The sequence below is a fragment of the Geminicoccus sp. genome, from assembly GCF_036263595.1.
Lineage (GTDB): Bacteria > Pseudomonadota > Alphaproteobacteria > Geminicoccales > Geminicoccaceae > Geminicoccus.
On the sequence record NZ_DATAGQ010000137.1, the window covers coordinates 1 to 19624 of the forward strand.

At 67.9% G+C, this 19624-nt stretch carries 24 protein-coding genes; 9 read left to right on the plus strand and 15 right to left on the minus strand.

The features are described from left to right. Together VHL31_RS13170 and VHL31_RS13175 are read left to right on the plus strand one after the other, a co-directional pair. Nucleotides 1-168, plus strand: a 168-nt coding sequence (locus tag VHL31_RS13170) for an SDR family oxidoreductase (protein ID WP_349262435.1), incomplete at its 5' end; no start/stop codon positions are given. A 121-nt stretch (nucleotides 169-289) separates the two neighbouring features. Then, nucleotides 290-877, plus strand: coding sequence for a cell cycle transcriptional regulator TrcR (locus VHL31_RS13175; protein ID WP_414653723.1), 588 nt, complete (start codon nucleotides 290-292; stop codon nucleotides 875-877). A 21-nt stretch (nucleotides 878-898) separates the two neighbouring features. Here VHL31_RS13175 and VHL31_RS13180 read toward each other — a convergent pair whose 3' ends face one another. The 15 genes from VHL31_RS13180 to VHL31_RS13250 all read right to left on the minus strand — a co-directional run bounded on the left by VHL31_RS13180 (nucleotide 899) and on the right by VHL31_RS13250 (nucleotide 12818). Then, nucleotides 899-2014, minus strand: a complete 1116-nt coding sequence (locus VHL31_RS13180; RefSeq protein ID WP_329661680.1) for an FAD-dependent oxidoreductase — start codon at nucleotides 2012-2014, stop codon at nucleotides 899-901. Beyond that, entirely contained in the window at nucleotides 2015-2557 is a 543-nt protein-coding gene (locus VHL31_RS13185) for a hypothetical protein (RefSeq protein ID WP_329661681.1), read from the minus strand. Nucleotides 2558-2661: 104 nt separating this feature from the next. After that, a complete protein-coding gene (locus VHL31_RS13190; protein ID WP_329661682.1) occupies nucleotides 2662-3369 on the minus strand; it encodes an SDR family NAD(P)-dependent oxidoreductase in 708 nt (235 codons plus the stop codon). 40 nt (nucleotides 3370-3409) lie between these two features. Further along, entirely contained in the window at nucleotides 3410-3610 is a 201-nt protein-coding gene (locus VHL31_RS13195; protein ID WP_329661683.1) for a hypothetical protein, read from the minus strand. Then, on the minus strand, nucleotides 3607-4365 hold the full coding sequence (locus tag VHL31_RS13200) for a hypothetical protein (protein WP_329661684.1): 759 nt from the start codon (nucleotides 4363-4365) through the stop codon (nucleotides 3607-3609). The genes VHL31_RS13195 and VHL31_RS13200 overlap by 4 nt, the downstream gene beginning before the upstream one ends. A 2-nt stretch (nucleotides 4366-4367) precedes the next feature. Beyond that, nucleotides 4368-5420 carry a Rieske 2Fe-2S domain-containing protein gene (locus VHL31_RS13205; RefSeq protein ID WP_329661685.1) on the minus strand — a complete coding sequence of 351 codons (1053 nt, stop codon included), beginning with the start codon at nucleotides 5418-5420 and terminating at the stop codon, nucleotides 4368-4370. Beyond that, entirely contained in the window at nucleotides 5417-5560 is a 144-nt protein-coding gene (locus VHL31_RS13210) for a hypothetical protein (RefSeq protein WP_329661686.1), read from the minus strand. The genes VHL31_RS13205 and VHL31_RS13210 overlap by 4 nt, the downstream gene beginning before the upstream one ends. A 4-nt stretch (nucleotides 5561-5564) precedes the next feature. After that, complete coding sequence (locus tag VHL31_RS13215; RefSeq protein ID WP_329661687.1) at nucleotides 5565-5774, minus strand: hypothetical protein; 210 nt, start codon at nucleotides 5772-5774, stop codon at nucleotides 5565-5567. Nucleotides 5775-5962: 188 nt separating this feature from the next. After that, nucleotides 5963-7099, minus strand: coding sequence for a M20 aminoacylase family protein (locus VHL31_RS13220; protein ID WP_349262436.1), 1137 nt, complete (start codon nucleotides 7097-7099; stop codon nucleotides 5963-5965). A 164-nt stretch (nucleotides 7100-7263) separates the two neighbouring features. Continuing rightward, on the minus strand, nucleotides 7264-8382 hold the full coding sequence (locus VHL31_RS13225) for a branched-chain amino acid ABC transporter substrate-binding protein (RefSeq protein WP_329661689.1): 1119 nt from the start codon (nucleotides 8380-8382) through the stop codon (nucleotides 7264-7266). A gap of 126 nt (nucleotides 8383-8508) precedes the next feature. Next, nucleotides 8509-8859 (minus strand): DUF6867 family protein, encoded by a 351-nt coding sequence (locus tag VHL31_RS13230; protein WP_329661690.1) that lies wholly within the window; start codon nucleotides 8857-8859, stop codon nucleotides 8509-8511. 10 nt (nucleotides 8860-8869) lie between these two features. Further along, nucleotides 8870-9580, minus strand: coding sequence for an ABC transporter ATP-binding protein (locus VHL31_RS13235; RefSeq protein WP_329661691.1), 711 nt, complete (start codon nucleotides 9578-9580; stop codon nucleotides 8870-8872). Beyond that, nucleotides 9580-10425, minus strand: a complete 846-nt coding sequence (locus VHL31_RS13240; protein WP_329661692.1) for an ABC transporter ATP-binding protein — start codon at nucleotides 10423-10425, stop codon at nucleotides 9580-9582. Before VHL31_RS13240 ends, VHL31_RS13235 begins: the two co-directional genes overlap by 1 nt. Continuing rightward, entirely contained in the window at nucleotides 10422-11897 is a 1476-nt protein-coding gene (livM, locus tag VHL31_RS13245) for a high-affinity branched-chain amino acid ABC transporter permease LivM (RefSeq protein WP_329661693.1), read from the minus strand. The genes VHL31_RS13240 and livM overlap by 4 nt, the downstream gene beginning before the upstream one ends. Nucleotides 11898-11900: 3 nt before the next feature. Then, nucleotides 11901-12818 (minus strand): ABC transporter permease subunit, encoded by a 918-nt coding sequence (locus VHL31_RS13250; protein WP_329661694.1) that lies wholly within the window; start codon nucleotides 12816-12818, stop codon nucleotides 11901-11903. Nucleotides 12819-13083: 265 nt separating this feature from the next. Here VHL31_RS13250 and VHL31_RS13255 point away from each other — a divergent pair, with 265 nt between their 5' ends. The 7 genes from VHL31_RS13255 to VHL31_RS13285 all read left to right on the plus strand — a co-directional run bounded on the left by VHL31_RS13255 (nucleotide 13084) and on the right by VHL31_RS13285 (nucleotide 19585). Then, complete coding sequence (locus tag VHL31_RS13255) at nucleotides 13084-13311, plus strand: DUF6898 family protein (protein ID WP_329661695.1); 228 nt, start codon at nucleotides 13084-13086, stop codon at nucleotides 13309-13311. Between the two features lie 248 nt (nucleotides 13312-13559). Then, nucleotides 13560-14000 (plus strand): hypothetical protein, encoded by a 441-nt coding sequence (locus tag VHL31_RS13260; protein ID WP_329661696.1) that lies wholly within the window; start codon nucleotides 13560-13562, stop codon nucleotides 13998-14000. Nucleotides 14001-14137: 137 nt separating this feature from the next. Beyond that, the gene (locus VHL31_RS13265; RefSeq protein WP_329661697.1) at nucleotides 14138-15001 is read left to right on the plus strand and encodes an ABC transporter permease; all 864 of its coding nucleotides are present in this window, start codon (nucleotides 14138-14140) and stop codon (nucleotides 14999-15001) included. 317 nt (nucleotides 15002-15318) lie between these two features. Continuing rightward, a complete protein-coding gene (locus VHL31_RS13270; protein WP_329661698.1) occupies nucleotides 15319-16362 on the plus strand; it encodes an LLM class flavin-dependent oxidoreductase in 1044 nt (347 codons plus the stop codon). A 213-nt stretch (nucleotides 16363-16575) separates the two neighbouring features. Continuing rightward, the gene (locus VHL31_RS13275; protein ID WP_329661699.1) at nucleotides 16576-17763 is read left to right on the plus strand and encodes an aspartate aminotransferase family protein; all 1188 of its coding nucleotides are present in this window, start codon (nucleotides 16576-16578) and stop codon (nucleotides 17761-17763) included. Then, nucleotides 17760-18674 (plus strand): ornithine carbamoyltransferase, encoded by a 915-nt coding sequence (gene argF / locus VHL31_RS13280; protein ID WP_329661700.1) that lies wholly within the window; start codon nucleotides 17760-17762, stop codon nucleotides 18672-18674. Before VHL31_RS13275 ends, argF begins: the two co-directional genes overlap by 4 nt. After that, nucleotides 18671-19585, plus strand: a complete 915-nt coding sequence (locus VHL31_RS13285; RefSeq protein WP_329661701.1) for an Hsp33 family molecular chaperone HslO — start codon at nucleotides 18671-18673, stop codon at nucleotides 19583-19585. Before argF ends, VHL31_RS13285 begins: the two co-directional genes overlap by 4 nt. The last annotated feature ends 39 nt before the right edge of the window (nucleotides 19586-19624 follow it).

The window sequence follows — 19624 nt, forward strand, 5'->3', positions numbered from 1 at the left end:
TCCAAGATCCTCTCGCGCACGCCGCTCGGCCGGTGCGGCGAGCCTGCCGAGGTGGCGAGCGTGGTGCTCTTCCTGGCATCGGACGATGCCGCCTATGTCACCGGCCAGACGGTCTATGTGGATGGCGGACGGCTCGGCCTGAACTACACCGTGCCGGTCCGGGACTGAGAGCCCGCTTGAACCGTGCGAGGCGTTCGGCCAATAGAGCGCCTAGCAATGTCAACTTCGGCGACGCGGCGTTCCTTGCGAAGAGCGCCGCGTCGTCGTTTGCACCAGGAGGTGGATCGCGATGGATCGCCCGCTCATGCCGAAAGCCACCGCCGTCTGGCTGGTGGAGAATACCGGTTTGACCTTCGAGCAGATCGCGGAGTTCACCGGCTTGCACACGCTCGAGATCAAGGGCATCGCCGACGGCGAAGTGAATGCGGGTGTCCGTGGTTTGGACCCGATCGGCGCCGGCATGCTGACCCGCCAGGAAATCGACCGCGCGGTCAAGGACCCGAACGCCAGGCTGCGCCTGCAGCGGTCGATCGCCGACACGAAGCTCGGACCCAAGAAGAAGGAGCCGCGCTACACGCCCCTGTCCAAGCGGCAGGATCGGCCGGACGCGATCGCCTGGCTCTTGCGCCATCATCCGGAGCTGGCCGAGCAGCAGATCTGCAAGCTGCTGGGCACCACCAAGAACACGATCCAGCAGGTGCGCGACCGCACCCACTGGAAGAGCCAGGACATCCGGCCGCGCGACCCGGTGCTGCTCGGCCTGTGCGCCCAGCTGGAGCTGGACGACGCGGTGGCCCGCGCCCGGATCGCCAACCCGAAGGCCGTCAGGACCGAGCCGCTCCCGGCCGAGGGCGAAGAGCTCCCGACCTTCGAGTAATAAAGGAAGCCGGAGGCGCCGCTAGAGGCGTCGTCCCGGCGCCAGATCGGCCGGCGCCAGGCTGATCTGCGGCGGCAGCTCCCGCTCGTCCACGAGGGCCGCGGCGATCTCCGCCATGGCTGGCGCCGTCATGAAGCCGGCCCCGCCCTGCCCGGCCAGCCAGATGAACCGATCGTGGCCGAATGCGCGGCCGGCCACGGGTGCGCGGTCCGGCGTGAAGGTGCGCAGGCCAGCCCAGCGGTGGTGGATGCGCCGGACCGTCTCGCCCGTGAGCTGCTCGTAGCGATCGACGGCGACGGCTACGTCCCATTCCTCTGGCTGCACGTCGTGCGGTGGAACCTCGGTCTCGTCCGCCGGCGAGATCAGGAGCCGGCCGGCCTCCGGCTTCACGTACCAGGCCTCCTCGACATCGATCGCCATGGGCCAGCCCATCGGGTCCAGTCCCGCCGGCGGATCGACCGTCACCGCCGTGCGGCGCAGGGCACGCAGGCTCAAGGGCCGCATGCCCGCCAGTCCCGCCACCTCGTCCGCCCAGGCCCCGGCAGCGTTCACCAGATACGCCGCCTCCAGGCCATCACTGTCGGTCTGCAGTCGGAAGCCCTGGCCGTGCGGCTCGATCGTGCGGATCTCGACGCCGCAGCGAAGGCTGCCCCCATTCGCCTTCAGTCCGCGCAGGCAGGCCTGCAGGTAGCGATGGTCGTCGATGGAGGCCGCCGCACGGTCGAGCACGCCGCCGATGACCATCTCCGGCCGCAGGAACGGCAGTTGGGCCCGCACGGCAGCGGGATCCAAGGCCAGCAGGTCCGGCCCCGCATCCTTCGTCTCCGCCAGGAACGACTCCAGCGCCTCCTCCTGCCCCGGCGACGCCACGTGCAGCATGCCGCGCCGCGCCAGGAGCGGACCGTCCGTGAAGCCCGGTGGCGGGTCCTCGAAGAAGCGGCGGCTGGCAAGCGACAGCGCCCGCGTGATCCGGTCGCCATAGGCGATCGCGAACATGGTGACCGACCGGCCGCTCGCCTGGGTACCCGGCTGCGGCTGGCGCTCGATCAGGCAGACCTTGTGCCGTTGCGAAATAGCAAAGGCCGCGGCGGCACCGGCGATGCCGGCACCGACCACCACGACATCGACCTGCTCCACTCAGCCGCGCTCGACGCTGTCGGAGGCGTCGTGCTCGACATGGAGGTGACGGTCCGACCAGAAGCGCTGCGAGAGGAGGCGGCGGTCCCGCTCGATCAGGTCGGCGATGGCACGCAGCTTCGAGGCGACGCTGCTGGGCAGCGTGCCGGGACGCACCATGACCCGGATCGCCGGGATGTCCACGAGTTCGTGGCGCAGGCGCACGACCGGCTCGTCCCCTTCCGCGGTGGCCGCCACGTCGAAGCTCACGAACTCTTCGGGCTGGCGCGTCGCATAGCTGTCCAGCAGGTCGTCCTTCGATGGAACGCCTGCCCGCTCCTCCTCCACCATGCCCAGCGAGAGCAATTGCTTGATCTCGCGTGGCTGGTTGTTGAAGACCTGCCGCGCATGGCGGAGCGATTCGAGGCTACCCTTCTGCAGGGCGCGCCGGACGGCATGCCAGAGGAGATGGTCCTGGCCTAGCACCAGCTCCACCACCGGCTGCAGCTCGGCCAGGAACAGCGTCAACCCACGCTGCTCACCCGGATAACGTTCCCGCTGCATTCAGCTCGCCCCGACGCCATGTCCGACGAGATTAAGGAATCCCTAACCCTCCCGGAAGTAGGCAACGTCACCCGGTACGCAAGTTCTGCGGCAAATCACCCGTCTCAGCCGCGCCCGGTGACCGGGACAGCCGCCCCGGTCACGCCGCTGGCCGCGGCGGACACCAGGAAGGCGATCACTTCAGCCAGTTGAACCGGCGTCACCCACTTGGCGGGATCGGCCTTGGGCATCATGGCGCGGTTCTGCGGGGTGTCGATCGTGCTGGGCAGGGCCGTGTTGGCCCGAATGCCCTGCCCCTTCAGCTCGTCGGCCAGGCTCTCGGTCAGCCGCAGCACGGCACTCTTCGACGCCGCATAGGCGGCCAGCGCCTTGGGCGCCTTTGGCGCCGGGATCGAGCCGATGTTCACGATGCTGCCGCGCCCGGCGCTGCGCATCACCGGCACGACCGCGCGGCACATGTTCAGCGCGGTGGTCAGGTTGACCTTGAACATGAGGTCCCACTGCGCCGCGTCGGCCTCCTCGATGCCCGCCATCGCGAATGTGCCGACCGTGTTGACCAACCCGTCGATCCGCCCGAACCGCTGTCGTGCCTGCTCGACCAGGCGTGCGCAGGCCGCGGCATCGGTGAGGTCGACGCCCGCCACGCCCAGGTGGCGCCCGGGCGAGTCCAGGTCGCCCAGGACCTTGTCCAGCGTCTCCTGCGTCCGGTCAACCGCCACCATCAGGGCGCCACGGCTCGCCAGGAGGGCCGTGCAGGCAGCGCCGAGATTGCCTCCGGCACCGGTCACGATGATCACGTCGTCGGCAAACATCCAGGTTCCTCTACAGCGGTTAGTGGGATCTCCTCGCACATCAATGCCGTTGGCCGAACCGCTCGAGCAGCCAGTCGACCACGCCCAGAACGGCGAGTACGGCGGCCAGATTGACGGCAAGGCCCAGGTCGGCGAGCGGCGTGCCGGCCACGAGACGGTGCGCCCACCAGCAGGCGGCAAGGGCCGCCAAGGTCGCGAGGATGGTCAGGGCTGGCGCCACCCATACGCCAAGCAGGCTCACAGGACCCGTACCCGCTCGGCTTCGGCATGCACGACGAGCAGGTCGTCGAACCGTTCAACAGAGCCTTCGATCTCGACGGCGAGGGCGACGAGGTCACGCCATGCTTCAGCCCGTGCCCCGCCATCCTGGTCGGCGAGCAGGAAGAACGAGGTTCCCTCGATCGTCCCCGTGCTGACGAACACCGGCGGCACGCCGCCAGTCAGGCAGAGATTGGCGCATGCCTTGTGCGACAGGCCCCTGCCCGGCCGCATCGCGCCGCTGTAGCACTTGCCGTCGCAGATCTCCCCGGCGAGCCGCCAGCGCCCGAGCGGCACCGGTGCCGCCGGGCTGAACGGGGACGACGGCTGGAGCGGCTTCATCGCAGCACTGCCATCCAGCTGCAGCATGGCGAGCGGGCCACGCCTCAGCAGCGTGCCGTTCGCCTCGACCATCTGCCCGTCCAGGCCTGCCGCCAGCGCCTGGACGCCACGCTTGCCGCTCCCGGACAGCATCAGCGTGCGCGGTGCCGGATGCTCCTGGTCGGGCGGCAGGCGCAGGAGCGGGTAGGGTCGGCGCTGGACGATGCCGGCATAGCGGTGCTGCCCGGCATAGTCGCCATCGCCCGGATCGTCGGTGGTCAGCCCCAGCGCCAAGCCCGTCGCGGCAAAGCCGCCGAGCGTCGCCGCACCGGCGGCAGCCAGGAACATCGCGAGGCGCCGGGGCACCTTCTTGCCGTAGCCGACGAAGAACGCGTCATGGGCGCTGGGCTCTGGCATGCTCAGGTCTCCGGGATCGGTATGGGCTCGACATAGGTGCCGGGCGGGTTGGCGCGCGGGTCGAGCAGCACCCGACGTCCGTCCAGCTTCAACCGGTAGGTCGCGAGCTTCTCGGTATAGGGTGCCGGTGCCCGGCCGTCGGCCAGCCGGTAGGTGAAGCCATGCCAGGGACAGGTGATGCAGCCGCCGATCACCTTGCCCTCGCCGAGCGGACCGTTCTGGTGGGCGCAGAGGTTCGACACCGCGGACAGGCGGCCCTTGTGGCGGAACACCGCCACCCGCTCGTCGCCCGGCAGCGGCACTACCACGGCTCGCCCTTCGGCGATCGCATCCACGCTGCCCGCATCGACCCAAGGTGGATCGACCACCGGCACGCCGGCCAGGTCACGTGCGCGCTCCCGCCTGCCCGCCAGGACGTGCAGGACCGACAGGATCGCCACCGAGGCGGCCACCAGGACCGCCAGCAGCGGATTCTGGCCAGACTGCAGGCGCCCCAGCACCACATGGAGGATCACCGCCGCATAGGCGGCATAGACCCCCATGTGCATCGTCTTCCACAGCGGCGGGGTCAGGAAGTTCAGCCAGAAATCGTGGCTGGTGACCGCCAGGACGGCGAGCACGACCAGCGCCAGGATCCCGAACAGCTCGAAGGGAAATCCCAGCACCTGCCCATAGCTCGTGTTGGTGCCGAGCAGGGCGACATAGGGATCGGCCACGCCGAAGTCGAAGTACCAGCCCAGCACCTGGCCGGCATGGGTCAGCGCCACCACGAAGGTGAGCACGCCGAAATGGCGGCGGTTGTAGAGCAGCGGGAGGAAGCGCCGGTCCAGCCGGGCCAGCGGCCCGATCGCCAGCACCATGGAGAGCATCAGGAAGGCGGCGCTGCCGAAGGCCTGCATGCGCAGCGTCGGCCCGTCGAGCGGGCGGGTCAGGTCCTGGAAGGCCGGTGCAACCGGCAGGTAGAGCAGGAGATAGGCGGCCACGCTCGCGACGAGGACGCCGTCATAGATCGCCTTGTTCCGGTTCCAGCCGACCGGCGTGTAGCGGACACTCATCGTGGCGCCTCCAGCAGCACGGCGGGCCGCTCGCCCGGTCCGTCCTGACGGACGACCAGCCCCAGCACGACCACCAGCGGCAGCATCACCGCGAGTACGATCCAGATCCGGGCATGGGCTGTCCGGTGGCGGCGCTGCATGGCGTCACCCTGCCCGCAGGGCGGCGTGCCAGCGCATCAGCACGACTGGCCAGAGAAGCACCACGCCCGGCAGCAGCAGGGCGCGGACGGCATAGGCCCGCTGGGCGGAGGGGTCGATCCGGTCGATGCCGTGGAGGAGGAACACCACCGCCACGGCCAGTCCCACGGCGCCGTAGACCCGCACCGCCTCGACGATCCATCCGGCAAGCCACATGCGCCCCGTCTCCACTCACCGACGGCACCGACGATCTACAGTGCCTCAGCGAGGGTTACGTTGCAGCAGGCGATTTGGTGACACGGCCTGCGCTTCTTCAGCCGAATCTCTGGGTGCGCCCGAGCCGGATCACGCGATCCAATCGTGAGACAGCCGGCTATTCGCCTGCAGCGGCCGCTGGCGCGCGCTCACCCGGCCGAGAGATGCCGCTCCACCAGCCCGGTCCACCAGGCCACACCCACCGGCAGGGCCTCGTCGTTGAAGTCGTAGCGGGCGTTGTGCAGGATCCTGCCTTCGTCGGCGCCACCCACGCCCAGCCAGATATAGGCGCCCGGCACCTTCTCCAGCATGTAGGAGAAGTCCTCGCCCCCCATGGACGGCAGCGGGTCGCGCTGGACGTTCTCCGGCCCCACGACCGTCTCCGCGACGTCGGCCCCGAACGCGGCCTCCTCGGCATGGTTGATCGTCGGCGGATAGCCCTGGCGGTGATACAGGGTGGCGTTCACGCCGAACCCCTTGCCGAACGCCTCCACCATGTCGCGGATCCGCCCGACGATCCGTGCCCTCGTGTCGCTGCGGAAGGTGCGCACCGTTCCCTTCAGGGTCGCCGTGTCCGGCACGACGTTGAAGGCCTCGCCGGCCTGGATCGAGGTGATCGACAGGACCGCCCGGTCCATCGGGTCGGTCTCGCGGCTAATGATGTTCTGCAGGGCCGAGACGAGCTGGGCGGCGCAGACGATCGGGTCCAGGCCGTTGTGCGGCATCGCGGCATGGCAGCCCCGCCCGGCGATCTCGATCCTGATCTCGTCGGTGGCCGCCATGGCGGCGCTCCTCGGCATGGCGAAGGTGCCGAACGGGAGTTGCGGCCAGTTGTGCAGACCGTACACCACCTCGACGGGGAAGCGCTCGAACAGCCCCTCGTTCATCATCACGCGCGCCCCGCCGCCACCTTCCTCGGCCGGCTGGAAGATCAGCACGACCGTGCCGGCGAAGTCGCGGGTCTGGCACAGGTGCCGGGCGGCGCCCAGCAGCATCGTGGTATGCCCGTCATGCCCGCAGGCATGCATGCGGCCAGGGTTGGTGGACGCCCAGGGTGCTTGCGTCAGTTCGGTCATCGGCAGCGCATCCATGTCGGCCCGCAGCCCGATCGCCCGGTTGCCCGGCCGCTTGCCGCGGATCACGCCGACCACGCCGGTCTTGGCCATGCCGGTCACGACCTCGTCGACGCCGAACTCCTTCAGCTTCTCCGCCACGAAGGCCGACGTGGCGTGCTCCTCGTATCCCAGCTCCGGATGAGCGTGCAGGTGCCGGCGCCAGGTGGTCATCTCCGGCACGAGGGCCTCGACGGCTGCTGGAATGCGCAAGTTGCTCTCCGCTCGCTGGGGCAAAACACGAAAAAGGGGAGCCCGGCCGGGCTCCCCCATCTCTACCAGCGCCTTGCGGCCTCCGGCACTAACCAAGACGTCCGGCTGCGGCCGAACGTGGCAGGTCACTGCACCTGGGCGTAGTTGCCGTCCTGGTACTCGAACCAGACATAGGTGTTCTCGGTGAGATCACCCTTCTCGTCGAAGCCGATATTGCCGATCACCGTGTCCCAGCGCTTGGAGCGGATGACCTCGGCAACCTTGGCGGCCTCGGTGGTCTTGGCCTCGTTGGCTGCCGCCGCCCAGACCTGCACGGCCGCATAGGTCGAGAGCGTGTAGCCCTCGGGGTCGTAGCCGCCGGCCTTGAACTCGGCGACCACCGCCTGTGCGGTCGGCAGGTTGCGGGCTTCAGCGGCATTGGTGAAGCGCGTGCCGTCGGCCGCGGGGCCGGCCAGCTGCGCATACTCGACCGTGTTGAGCGCATCGCCCGACAACAGCGGCGCGTTCAGGCCCTGTTCCTTGGCCTGGCGGGCCATCAGCGCCGCCTCGGTGTGGTAGCCACCGAAGTAGATCGCGTTGACGCCCAGCGACTTCAGCTTGGTGATCAGCGAGGAGAAGTCCTTCTCGCCGGCGGTGATCGCTTCGTAGGCGACTTCCTTGAGGCCGGCCGCGTTCATGTTCTGCATGGTCAGGTCGGCCAGGCCCTTGCCGTAGGTCGACTTGTCATGAACGATCGCGACGTTCTTGCCCTTGTAGTTCTCGGCCAGCCACTTGCCGGCAAAGTCACCCTGCTGGTCGTCGCGGCCGCAGGTTCGGAATACCGTGGTGATGCCGTTCGCAGCCGGGTCCTCGGTGAAGGCGGGGTTGGTCGAGGCGGGCGAGATCTGCAGGATGCCTTCCTCGGCATAGACGTCGCCGGCCGGGATCGACGAGCCCGAGCAGAAATGCCCGGCCACGAACACGGCACCCTGCCCGGCCAAGTCGTTGGCGACCGCCACCGCCTGCTTCGGGTCGCAGGCATCGTCGCCGATCGCCAGCGTCAGCTGTTCGCCGTTCACGCCGCCTGCAGCGTTGATGTCCTTCACCGCCTGCTCGGCACCACGGCGGAGCTGCTCGCCGAACGCGGCATAAGGGCCTGTCATGGGGCCGGCGGAAGCAATCACGATCTCGGCCTGGGCCAGGGCCGAGCCACCGAGAAGGGCCGCGGTGAAAACCGCGCCCGCGAGGCGCCGTGTGAACGTCATATGCTGCTCCCGTTTTTCTTGGGTCATGTAGAGAATGTTCGTCAGAAGAGCCGATCTCGCCATCGGTCTGGCAGTCATCGTGGGTGAAGTCTAGCCGTCCGCTTGGGCCGGGCAAGCACGAGCATTTCAGGCTGCCCGACGTTCGCGCACGTTGAATGGACTCCCCCGCTCGTAAAGCCAGGGATACTGCGCGACCATCTTGTTGGTCCGGGCGATCTGGTAGGCCATCAGCGCCAGCAGGATCAGGATCGCGGAAATCACCACGAAACCGGTGACGTGGAACAGTTCCTCGCCGAACAGGGCATAGGACAGGAACCGATCGGTGGCGCCCAGCAGGACCCCATACGGTATGATCTGCCAGATCGGCCGCCAGGTCCGGGCCAACGCCCGCCCCATCGACATGGAGGCGGCGCCGGCCAGGACCAGGGTGAGCCCGATGAAGACGGCGAGCGACTGGCCGGTCAGGGTTTCCAGCATCGTTGTTCCCTCAATGCCCGCCTTCGAGATAGGCGCGCCGCACTTCCGGATCGGAAAGGAGCTGCCGGCCCGTGCCCGTCATGGTGATCTGGCCGTTGATCAGGACATAGCCGCGATGCGCCAGCTTCAGCGCGTGGTAGGCGTTCTGCTCCACCAGCAGCACGGTCACCCCCTGCTGCTCGTTCAGTTCCTTGATGACCCCGAAGATCTGCCGGACGATGAGGGGTGCCAGGCCCAGGGACGGCTCGTCCAGCAGGAGCAGCCTGGGGCGCGCCATCATGGCCCGGGCGATCGCCAGCATCTGCTGCTCGCCGCCGGACAGTGTGCCGGCCCGCTGGCCGCGCCGGCGCTCCAGGATTGGGAAGAGGGAAAAGCAGCGGGCGAGGTCGTCGTCGAAATGGGCGGTGTCGACGTTGATCGCCCCCATCTGAAGGTTCTCGAATACCGTCATCCGCGGGAAGACGCGGCGGCCCTCCGGCGACTGCGAGATGCCCCGGCGCATGATTTCGTGCGTGGGCATCGCGGTGATGTCGGTCCCTTCCAGGAGGATCCGCCCGCCCTGCCCGCGCGGCTGGCCGCAGATCGTCATGAGCAGGGTCGACTTGCCGGCACCGTTGGCGCCGATCAGCGTCACGATCTCGCCCTGCTTCACTTCCAGCGACACGCCCTTGAGCGCCTCGATCCGGCCGTAGAAGGCGTGGATGCCTTCGATCACCAGCATCAGCGCGCTCCCGGATCGAGATGGAGGTCGGCCGCCACCTCCGGCGGCAGGTCCTCCTCCTCGGGCTCGCCCAGATAGGCCTTGATGACCCGGGGATCGTCGCGGATCTCGGCAGGCGTGCCTTCCGCGATCTTCTTGCCGTAGTCCAGCACCACGATCTTGTCCGAGATCTCCATGACCACGCTCATGTCGTGCTCGATCAGCAGCACGCCGATGCCGTGGATCTCCTTGATCCAGAGGAGCAGGTCGTTCAGCGCAGACGACTCGGTCCCGTTCAGGCCGGCCGCCGGCTCGTCCAGGCAGAGCAGCACGGGTTTGGTGCACATCGCCCGCGCGATCTCGAGCCGGCGCTGGTCGCCATAGGCCAGCGCGCCGGCCGGCCAGTCCGCCTTGTCGGTGAGGTCGATGCGGTCCAGCCAGGAGCGGGCCAGGTGCACCCCCTCCTCTTCCGCACGCCGGTAGGAGGGCAGCCCCAGCAGGCCCTTGATGCTCCACCCCGAGGCCCGCATCTGCTCGGCATGCTGGGCAACCATCAGGTTCTCCAGCACCGACATGCCGGCGAAGAGGCGGATGTTCTGGAAGGTGCGGGCGACGCCCGCCTTGCGCACGATGTCGTGCCCGTCCAGCCGCTCCAGGAGCCAGTCGCCCTTCTCGCCCGACAGGGACAGCCGCCCGACCGTCGGCTTGTAGAAGCCGGTCAGGCAGTTGAACATCGTCGTCTTGCCAGCCCCGTTCGGGCCGATGATCGAGGTGATCCGGGACTGGTCGGCGGTGAACGACACGTCGTCCACGGCGACCAGGCCACCAAAGCGCATGGTGAGGTGTTCGACGTCGAGCAGGGTCATGCGCCTTCTCCCCGCCGATGCAGCCGGATGGTCGGCTCGCGGTGCGCGACCAGCCCGCTGGGCTTCCAGATCATGATCAGCACCATCACCAGGCCGAACGAGATCATCCGGTAGTCTTCCAGCTCGCGGAAGAACTCCGGCAGCCCGATCAGGAGGGCGGCGGAGAACACGATGCCGATCTGGCTGCCGAGCCCGCCCAGCACGACGATCGCCAGGATCACGGCACTCTCGATGAACACGAAGCTCTCCGGGCTGATGAAGCCCTGCCGCGCCGCGAAGAAGGAGCCGGCGAAGCCCGCGAACATGGCGCCGATGCCGAACGCGGCCAGCTTCACCATCGTCGGGTTCAGGCCGAGCGCCCGGCAGGCGATCTCGTCCTCGCGCAGGGCCTCCCAGGCCCGGCCGATCGGCAGCTTGCGGATCCGGATGGTGAACCAGTTGGTGAACAGCGCCAGCACCAGGATCACGTAGTAGAGGAACGCGATCCGGTGGTACGGGCTGAACGGGATGTCGAAGAAGCTGGCGAAGGTCTCGCCGCCGCCGGGCGGCGGGTTCGCCTGGAAGGGCAGGCCGAAGAAGGAGGGGCGCGGGATGCCGCCCAGCCCGTTCGGGCCGCCGGTGAACTCGTACCAGTTGATCAGGACGACCCGGATGATCTCACCGAATCCCAGCGTCACGATCGCCAGGTAGTCGCCGCGCAGCCGCAGGACGGGAAAACCCAGGATCACGCCGAAGCTCGCGGCGAACAGGCCTGCGAGCGGCAGGCAGACCCAGAAGCTCCAGCCGAAATACTCCGCCAGCAGCGCATAGGAGTAGGAGCCGACCGCGTAGAAGGCGACGTAGCCCAGGTCGAGCAGGCCGGCCAGGCCCACCACGATGTTCAGGCCCCAGCCCAGCATGATGTAGATCAGCACGATCGTCATGATGTCGACCAGCTGGCGCTCGCCCAACGGGCTGACCGGAAAGGCGAACGCCGCCACGATCAGGAGGAAGCCGAAGGCCAGCGAGATCCGCTTGGCGGTGGTGCTCATCTCGCGCCGGCGCACCGTGCCGGCCGACCTCGGCCTGGAGGCGGCACGGGCGAGTTGGACAGCCCGGACCAGGATGAAGGCCGGGAACAGAAGCGCCACCCAGTTGAGCGGCGCCACCGGGAACGGCAGCAGGAAGGCCAGGCTGGAGTCCAGGTTGCCCGTCAGCAGCGGTGCCAGCAGCAATGCCGCGATCACGATCCCGACCAGGATCGGCAGGTGCCAGGTCCGCTCGGTCAGTGCGAACACCGCCGTGGAACCCAGCGCCACGGCTAGCACGCAATACAGGACGATATGGTAGCGCGGCTGCAGCGTGAGGCCGGTCTGGGAAGCGGCCAGTTCCAGCCCCAGGATGAGGCTGGTCATCAGGAAGGTGATGAAGACCGCGCCCAGGACGTGGCGGGCGAGCTTGCGGCCGTCCAGGCCACCGAGAAGACCCGTCATCGCTCAGACCTTCTCGATCTCGGGGCGGCCCAGCAGGCCGGTGGGCCGGAAGATCAGCACCAGCACCAGCACACCGAACGAGGCCACGTCCTTGTACTCGACCGAGAAATAGCCCGACCAGAACGCCTCGATGATGCCGATCAGGAGGCCGCCCAGCATGGCACCCGGCAGCGAGCCGATGCCGCCCAGCACGGCCGCCGTGAACGCCTTGATGCCCGCCACGAAGCCGATGAAGAAGTCGATCACGCCATAGTAGAGCGTGAACATCAGCCCGGCGACGGCGGCCAGCGAGGCGCCGATCACGAAGGTCAGCGAGATCGTGCGGTCCACGTCGACGCCCAGGAGCGACGCCATCTTGCGGTCCTGCTCGCAGGCGCGCTGGGCACGGCCGAGCGCCGTCCCCTTGATCAGCCAGGTGAACACCGCCATCAGCACGAGAGTCAGGAGCACGATCACGACCTGGATGTAGCTGAGCCGGACCGCGAAGCCGGCGTCGCTCTGCATCAGCACGATGCCGCCCGACACCATCTGCTCGAGTGGCTTGGGCCGCGCACCCTGCGCCAGCTGGACGTAGTTCTGCAGGAAGATCGAGGCGCCGATCGCCGAGATCAGCGGCGCCAGCCGGGGCGAGGCCCGCAGCGGCCGATACGCGATCCGCTCCACCGACCAGCCATAGAGCGAGGTCAGGAGGATCCCCACGATCAGCACGACCAGAAGCGCCAGCGGCAGCCAGGAGATCCCGACCGCCCCCAGGATCAGGAACACGATCAGCGCATGGAAGGCGCCGATCATGAAGATGTCGCCATGTGCGAAATTGATCATGCCGATGATGCCGTAGACCATCGAGTAGCCAATGGCGATCAGGCCGTAGACCGCGCCCAGCGTGACGCCGTTCACCAGCTGCTGGAGGAAATATTCCATTCGCGACGAGGCTCCTGCGAAGGTGCGCGCCCACCGGAACGATCGCGACGAAATGCCGATCGCGATCCGGCCGAGCCTCGTTCTGACGGCGCATTCACCCCTTTGTAAGCCATCGGCGGTACACGAACCCCGACCACCCCTCAAGTGTCTCGATACGATCCGGCCGCTGCACCCTCCTATGGCCGGCGCCGTGGATGCCGGGATTCGATCCGGCGACAACCCTTCATTAACTGGAGGGCGCTAGATTAGGGTCACGGAGGACAGGATGGATCGAGATGACCATGGCGCCGATGGAGAAGCCGAACAGCCGATCCTGGAACGCCGGCGGATCGGGAGCGTGGTGCGGGTCGCCGCGATTGATCCCGCCACGGGCCTGGAGGTGGTGATCCAGGGTCCCGCGGCCCGTGATCCCCTGGCGCTCGAGCGACTGGTCCTGCGCAAGCTGGCCTGGGCACTCGACCGCGCGGCCGACCGCCGCAATGCCACGGACTAGGCATGACCTTTCAAGAACCGCATTTCCCCTCGTCGACTGTCGGCCGCCCGATCGCCGGGAGCCGGCAGGCGGCAGCCGGCCTTTCCCTCCGCCCGGCGACCACATCTCGCCGCCGATCCGCATGAGGACGTGGTGACGGAGGCCTGCGGGGCCTCTGCCATCAGCCGGATCAGACCCTTCGGCGGCGAGGCGCTTGCGGCCAGCAAGAAGGTGGGAGCGGCCGTTGGTGCAAAAGGCGGTGCGGTCGATTGAGTGCGGTCCAAGCCTTGCTGCCGATGCACCGGGTATCGATCGAGCAGCCTGTCTATCCGCCATTGGTCTCCTCGATGCCCTGCTTCTCCAGCAGTGGCACGGGCCGCCCGTTCGCGATCCCGGAGAAGCTCTCGGGCATCTTTGGCCCGGGACCAAGCTCCGACCTGATCCAAGGCGATCCTCCTGGTGCGGCGCGAGCGAACAGAGCCGCCGACGGTATCGAACGCTCATCGCCCTGCTTGTCGGGCGATGACTGTCCAGGACCTGCGCATCCCCGGGCGGCCGGGAGCCAGTCCGCCCCAGCCGCCACCTGCCTCCTGCTGCACCGAGGGCAGCAGGACAAGGAGCGGCCACCGGCGATGGTGGGCTTCGCCGGCATCCGGCTCCTGTTCTGCGCCGTGCGCCCGTCGGGTGGATGCTGGATCGCCTGGGCCTGATGGGCTACCTCAGCCCTCCAGCGGCACGGAATGCCCATCTGGCTGTTCATGGCAGGACCATCCGGCATGGTGGCGGTCCTGCCTGGCCCAGGAACGTCCAGCGTCGGTGCTCGGGCCTGCAACGATACGGAAGCAAGATGGCAACGGAGACCGCATCGAAGCGGCTGGCGGTGGGCATGGACCGCCGCTTCCTGGAGACGACGCCGTCCGACGGCACCACTTTCGGCACGCCGTTCGACCTGAACCTGATCGGCCTGAAGACGCTCTACCTGAAGGAAGTGCGCCGCTTCCTGAAGGTGTTCGGGCAGACCCTGGTGGCACCGCTGGTGACCACCCTGATCTTCCTCGCCATCTTCGCGATGGCGCTGGGCGGCGCCGCTCGGCAGATCGGCGGCATCCCCTACCTGCAGTTCCTGGCGCCGGGGCTGATCATGATGGCGATCGTGCAGAACGCCTTCGCCAACACGTCGAGCGCCATCCTGATCGCGAAGGTCCAGGGCAACATCGTCGACTATCTCATGCCACCCTTGAGCCCCGGCGAGATCGTGTTCGGCGTGGTGGCCGGCGGCGTCACCAGGGGCGTGCTGGTCGGCATCGTGGTTGGCCTGGCCATGATCCCGGTGGTGGACCTCCAGGTCGGCCATCCCTTCCTGCTCATCCATACCGTGGTGATGGCAGCCACCATGCTATCGCTGCTGGGCCTAATCGGCGGGCTGTGGGCCGAGAAGTTCGACCAGATGGCGGCCGTCACCAACTACGTGATCACCCCGCTCTCCTTCCTGTCCGGCACGTTCTACTCAATCCACGACCTGCCGGAGCCCTTCCATCTCCTGGCCCTGATCAACCCGTTCTTCTACATGATCGACGGCATCCGGTTCGCGATAACCGGCCACGCCGACGGCCAGCCCTGGCTGGGCGCGCTGATCCTGACGGTCACCGTCGTGGCACTCTGGTACGCGGCCTACCGCGCGCTCGCCTCCGGCTGGCGCCTGAAGGCCTGACCACCCATACGGCACTGCACCTGTTCTAGGAACTTCGGCCTAACAATGCTATCCTGGCAAGTCCGACCCTCGGCCGCCCGGATGTCGTCATGCAGGACCGCACGCTCGTTGAATGGCATGAACGAACCCAAGAACCGGGCCTGATTCAACCACTTGGATCTATTCGACGACCACGTCCCGTTGCCGCCGGTACCGTCCGGAAGGAAACAGTCCGTTTCGCTGCCGGCCCTCGGGCTGGCATCGCTGCATCCCCATCTGGACGGGAGCCGACCAGGCTGCGTGCCTGGCGGCGGTCCATTCATGCGGAGCCGTGAGCCATGGAGCTTGGCATCTACACGTTCGGCGAGACCAGCCCGGACCCGGCGACGGGGCAGATCCCGCCGGCCGACCAGCGCCTCGCCGACCTGCTCGAGGAAATTGAGCTGGCCGACCAACTCGGCCTGGATGTGTTCGGCATCGGCGAGCACCACCGCCCGGACTTCGCGGTCTCGGCACCGGCCGTCGTCCTGGCCGCGGCTGCCGCGCGGACTCGGCACATCCGGTTGACCAGCGCCGTGACCGTGCTGGGCTCGGACGATCCCGTGCGCGTCTTCCAGAGCTTCGCGACACTCGACCTGCTCTCGCGCGGCCGCGCCGAGATCATCGCGGGGCCCGGCTCCTTCATCGAATCCTTCCCGCTGTTCGGCTACGATCTCGACGACTACGACGAGCTGTTCGCGGAAAAGCTGGACCTGCTGCTCAAGCTCAGCACCTCGCCCAGGGTGACCTGGAGCGGCCGTCACCGGGCACCCCTGCGCGACCAGCCGGTCTATCCCCGCCCTGTGCAGGATCCCTTCCCCGTCTGGATCGGGGTGGGCGGCAACCCGCCCTCGGCCGTCCGTGCCGGGACGCTGGGCCTGCCGATGGCGCTGGCGATCATCGGCGGCGAGCCGGCGCGGTTCCGCCCGTTCGTCGACCTCTACCGCGAATCCGCCGCCCGCGCCGGCCACGACCCCGCCAGCCTCCCGGTCGGCATCAATTCGCACGGCTTCATCGCCGAGGACTCCCAGCAGGCCGCCGACGACGCCTATCCCTATTATGCCGACGTGATGGGCCGTCTGGGCCGGGAACGCGGCTGGCCTCCCTACACCAGGCCACGCTTCGAGGCGCAGCGCTCACCGCGCGGTGCCGACTTCATCGGCAGTCCCCAGCAGGTAATCGACAAGATCCTCGCCCAGCACGAGATCTTCCGACACCAGCGATTCCTGGTCCAGTTCAGCGTCGGCACCATGCCGCACAGGAAGATCATGCGGTCGATCGAGCTGTACGGCACGGTCGTGGCTCCGGCGGTCAGGAAGGCACTCGGTGTCGCAGCCACTTAGGGCCGCTCCTCCGAGTCCAGGCCACCGCAGCCTACCTGATCCGGCGTTGCCCATGGACGGAAGCATGGGCGCACGGCACCCGGATACTGCCTGGGCGGTCCGCTGCTGCGCGGCCATCACCGGCCGATCGTTGACATCGGACCGTCCCACCCCCATTGAACCCGCTTCCCCCAAAATCGAGACCTAGTCTCCGACCCTCCAAGCGAAACGAGCATGCAGAACGCCGCCGTTCCTTCGTTGCTTCCCGTCTACAAGCGCATCGACCTCGCCTTCGAGCGTGGCGAAGGCGTGTGGCTGGTGGCGACCGACGGGCGACGATTCCTGGACTTCGGCAGCGGCATCGCGGTGAACGGCCTGGGCCACGCCCACCCACATTTGGTGGCCACGCTGCAGGCCCAGGCTGCCAAGCTCTGGCACGTGTCCAACCTCTACCGGATCCCGGAACTGGAGCGGCTGGCCGACCGGCTGGTAGGCGCCTCGTTCGCGGAGACGGTGTTCCTCTGCAATTCCGGCGCGGAAGCGATGGAGGCCTGCATCAAGGTCGCCCGCCGCTACCACTTCGCCAACGGCCGCCCCGAGCGCAACCGGATCGTCACCTTCGAGGGTGCGTTCCATGGCCGGACCATGGCGACCATCTCGGCAGCCGGCGCCCAGCGCCTGACAGAGGGCTTCGCACCTCTGCTGCACGGTTTCGACAACGTTCCGTTCGGCGACCTGGATGCGGTCAAGGCTGTGCTGGGCGACCAGACCGCTGCCATCATGCTGGAGCCGATTCAGGGCGAGGGTGGCATTCGGCCGGCTCCGGAGGCCTTCCTGCACAGCCTGCGGGGACTTTGCGACGAGCACGGGCTCCTGCTGGTCTATGACGAGGTCCAGTGCGGGATCGGCCGCACTGGCCGGCTGTTCGGCTATGAAGCGCTGGGTGCTCCCACGCCCGACATCATGGGCATCGCCAAGGGCCTGGGCGGCGGCTTTCCGGTAGGCGCCTGCCTGATGACCGGGCGGGCAGCCAGCGGCATGAGCCAGGGCACCCACGGCTCGACCTTCGGCGGCAACCCGCTCGCCAGTGCCGTCGCCGGGGCAGTGCTCGACGTCCTGCTCGCACCTGGTTTCCTGGACGAGGTCATGGACCGTGGCGATCATCTCGGTGCCGGCCTGGAAGCGCTGGCTGCGCGCCATCCGGGGGTGGTGGAGCAGGTTCGCGGCCGTGGCCTGATCCGCGGCCTCAAGGTCCATCCGTCCAACGCCGAGGTGGCTGCCAAGGCGCGCGAGCATGGCCTGCTCACCGTGGCGGCCGCCGACAACGTCGTGCGCCTGCTTCCGCCCCTGACCATCAGCCGCGACGAGATCGACCAGGGCCTGGAGATGCTCGACCGGGTCTGTGCGGAGATGGCCGCATGAGCCAGATCCGCCACTTCCTGGATCTGAGCGAGGTCGAAGCTGGTGACCTCCGGTCGATCCTGCAGCGTGCCACGGCGCTGAAGCACGGACGCGACCGGAGCCTGCCGATGGCAGGACGCTCGCTTGCGATGATCTTCGAGAAGCCGTCTACCCGCACGCGCGTCTCCTTCGAGGTCGGCGTGCGCCAGCTAGGCGGGCATCCGGTGGTCCTTTCGTCGAAGGAGATGCAGCTGGGGCGCGGCGAAACGGTCGCGGACACGGCCAAGGTGCTCTCGCGCTACGTCGATGCGATCATGATCCGCACCGACTCCCACGAGAAGCTGCTGGAGCTGGCGCACCATGCGACGGTGCCGGTGATCAACGGCCTGACCGACTTCAGCCACCCCTGCCAGATCATGGCCGACGTCCTGACCTTCGAGGAGCACAAGGGTCCGATCCGCGGGCGCAAGCTGGCCTGGACCGGCGATGGCAACAATGTCAGCCACTCCTTCATCCACGCCGCCGTGCGGTTCGATTTCCGCCTGGACATCGCCTGCCCGCGTGAGCTCCAGCCGGCACCCGAGGTGGTGGCATGGGCCGAAAAGCATCAGGGACGCGTGCGCGTGCTGCGCGATCCGATCGAGGCCGTGACGGACGCGGACGGAGTCATCGCCGATACCTGGGTATCGATGGGGCAGGCCGATGCGGACGTTCGCCATCGGATCCTTGAGCCTTACCGGGTGGATGACCATCTGATGGGCAAGGCGAACGAAGGAGCGGTCTTCCTTCACTGCCTTCCTGCGCATCGTGGTGAAGAGGTCACCGCCTCCGTGATCGATGGACGCCAGTCCGTCGTATTCGACGAGGCGGAGAACCGCCTCCATGCGCAAAAGGCAATCCTCGCCTGGTGCCTGGAGGGAATGCGCGCGTGAGCAGCGCCGAACATGTGCCAATCGACAGCAGCCGGCCATTCCAGCTCGACCGGACCGGCCTTCGTGGCCGGTTCGTGCGGTTGGGGCCGGCGATCGACGAGATTTTGGAGCGACACGCTTATCCCGATCCCATCGCGCGCAGCCTGGGTGAGCTCGTCCTGCTCGCCTCGGCCCTGGCGGGCGAGCTGAAGTTCGACGGCAGCTTCAGCCTGCAGGTGCGCGGCAAGGGGCCGGTGACGCTGATGGTCGCGGACTGCACCAACCAGGGTGCGATCCGCGGCTATGCCTCCTTCGAGCAAGGTGCTGATTTTCCGTCCGAGGAGATCGGGGATCTCTGCGGCGACGGGCTGCTGGCAGTCACCCTCGACCAGTCGGCCGTGGGTGGCGAGACGCAGCAGGGCATCGTGGAGCTCGAAGGTGCCTCGCTCACCGACTGCATGCTCACCTATTTCCAGCGCTCGCAACAGGTGCGTACTGGGATGCGCTTTGCGCTCAAGCGCGATATCGACGGCAGCTGGCAGGGCGGCGGCATCGTGGTTCAGGCCTTGCCCGACGAGGGCGGCAATGCGCCGATCGACATCACCGACGAGGACGGCTGGCGTCGCGCGATGGTCTTGTTGGGCACGGTGACGGACGACGAGTTGATCGGCCCGGCCCTCGACGTGGACACGGTGCTGCACCGGCTGTTCCACGAGGAGATCGTCCGGGTCTACCCGCCCCTGCAGCTCGCGCATGGCTGCCGTTGCAGCGCCGAGCGATTTGCAGCGGTGATCCGAGGCTTCTCCGCTGAGGAAGTTTCCGACATGCAGCAGCAGGATGGCTCGATCACCGCGACCTGCCAGTTCTGCAACCGCACCTATCGGTTCGAAGCGGACTCGATCGGATCGATCCGCCACCAGACCCGGCACTAGGTGGGCCTCGCCCGGCGCAGTCTGCTGCTGGCTGCAGGA

Coding starts and splice junctions, on each gene's coding strand:
- VHL31_RS13175 (WP_414653723.1), top strand. CDS start 290: ATGGATCGCCCGCTCATGCCGAAAGCCACCGCCGTCTGGCTGGTGGAG.
- VHL31_RS13185 (WP_329661681.1), bottom strand. CDS start 2,557: ATGCAGCGGGAACGTTATCCGGGTGAGCAGCGTGGGTTGACGCTGTTC.
- VHL31_RS13190 (WP_329661682.1), bottom strand. CDS start 3,369: ATGTTTGCCGACGACGTGATCATCGTGACCGGTGCCGGAGGCAATCTC.
- VHL31_RS13200 (WP_329661684.1), bottom strand. CDS start 4,365: ATGCCAGAGCCCAGCGCCCATGACGCGTTCTTCGTCGGCTACGGCAAG.
- VHL31_RS13205 (WP_329661685.1), bottom strand. CDS start 5,420: ATGAGTGTCCGCTACACGCCGGTCGGCTGGAACCGGAACAAGGCGATC.
- VHL31_RS13210 (WP_329661686.1), bottom strand. CDS start 5,560: ATGCAGCGCCGCCACCGGACAGCCCATGCCCGGATCTGGATCGTACTC.
- VHL31_RS13215 (WP_329661687.1), bottom strand. CDS start 5,774: ATGTGGCTTGCCGGATGGATCGTCGAGGCGGTGCGGGTCTACGGCGCC.
- VHL31_RS13220 (WP_349262436.1), bottom strand. CDS start 7,099: ATGACCACCTGGCGCCGGCACCTGCACGCTCATCCGGAGCTGGGATAC.
- VHL31_RS13225 (WP_329661689.1), bottom strand. CDS start 8,382: ATGACGTTCACACGGCGCCTCGCGGGCGCGGTTTTCACCGCGGCCCTT.
- VHL31_RS13230 (WP_329661690.1), bottom strand. CDS start 8,859: ATGCTGGAAACCCTGACCGGCCAGTCGCTCGCCGTCTTCATCGGGCTC.
- VHL31_RS13235 (WP_329661691.1), bottom strand. CDS start 9,580: ATGCTGGTGATCGAAGGCATCCACGCCTTCTACGGCCGGATCGAGGCG.
- VHL31_RS13240 (WP_329661692.1), bottom strand. CDS start 10,425: ATGACCCTGCTCGACGTCGAACACCTCACCATGCGCTTTGGTGGCCTG.
- livM (WP_329661693.1), bottom strand. CDS start 11,897: ATGACGGGTCTTCTCGGTGGCCTGGACGGCCGCAAGCTCGCCCGCCAC.
- VHL31_RS13250 (WP_329661694.1), bottom strand. CDS start 12,818: ATGGAATATTTCCTCCAGCAGCTGGTGAACGGCGTCACGCTGGGCGCG.
- VHL31_RS13255 (WP_329661695.1), top strand. CDS start 13,084: ATGGATCGAGATGACCATGGCGCCGATGGAGAAGCCGAACAGCCGATC.
- VHL31_RS13265 (WP_329661697.1), top strand. CDS start 14,138: ATGGCAACGGAGACCGCATCGAAGCGGCTGGCGGTGGGCATGGACCGC.
- VHL31_RS13270 (WP_329661698.1), top strand. CDS start 15,319: ATGGAGCTTGGCATCTACACGTTCGGCGAGACCAGCCCGGACCCGGCG.
- VHL31_RS13275 (WP_329661699.1), top strand. CDS start 16,576: ATGCAGAACGCCGCCGTTCCTTCGTTGCTTCCCGTCTACAAGCGCATC.
- argF (WP_329661700.1), top strand. CDS start 17,760: ATGAGCCAGATCCGCCACTTCCTGGATCTGAGCGAGGTCGAAGCTGGT.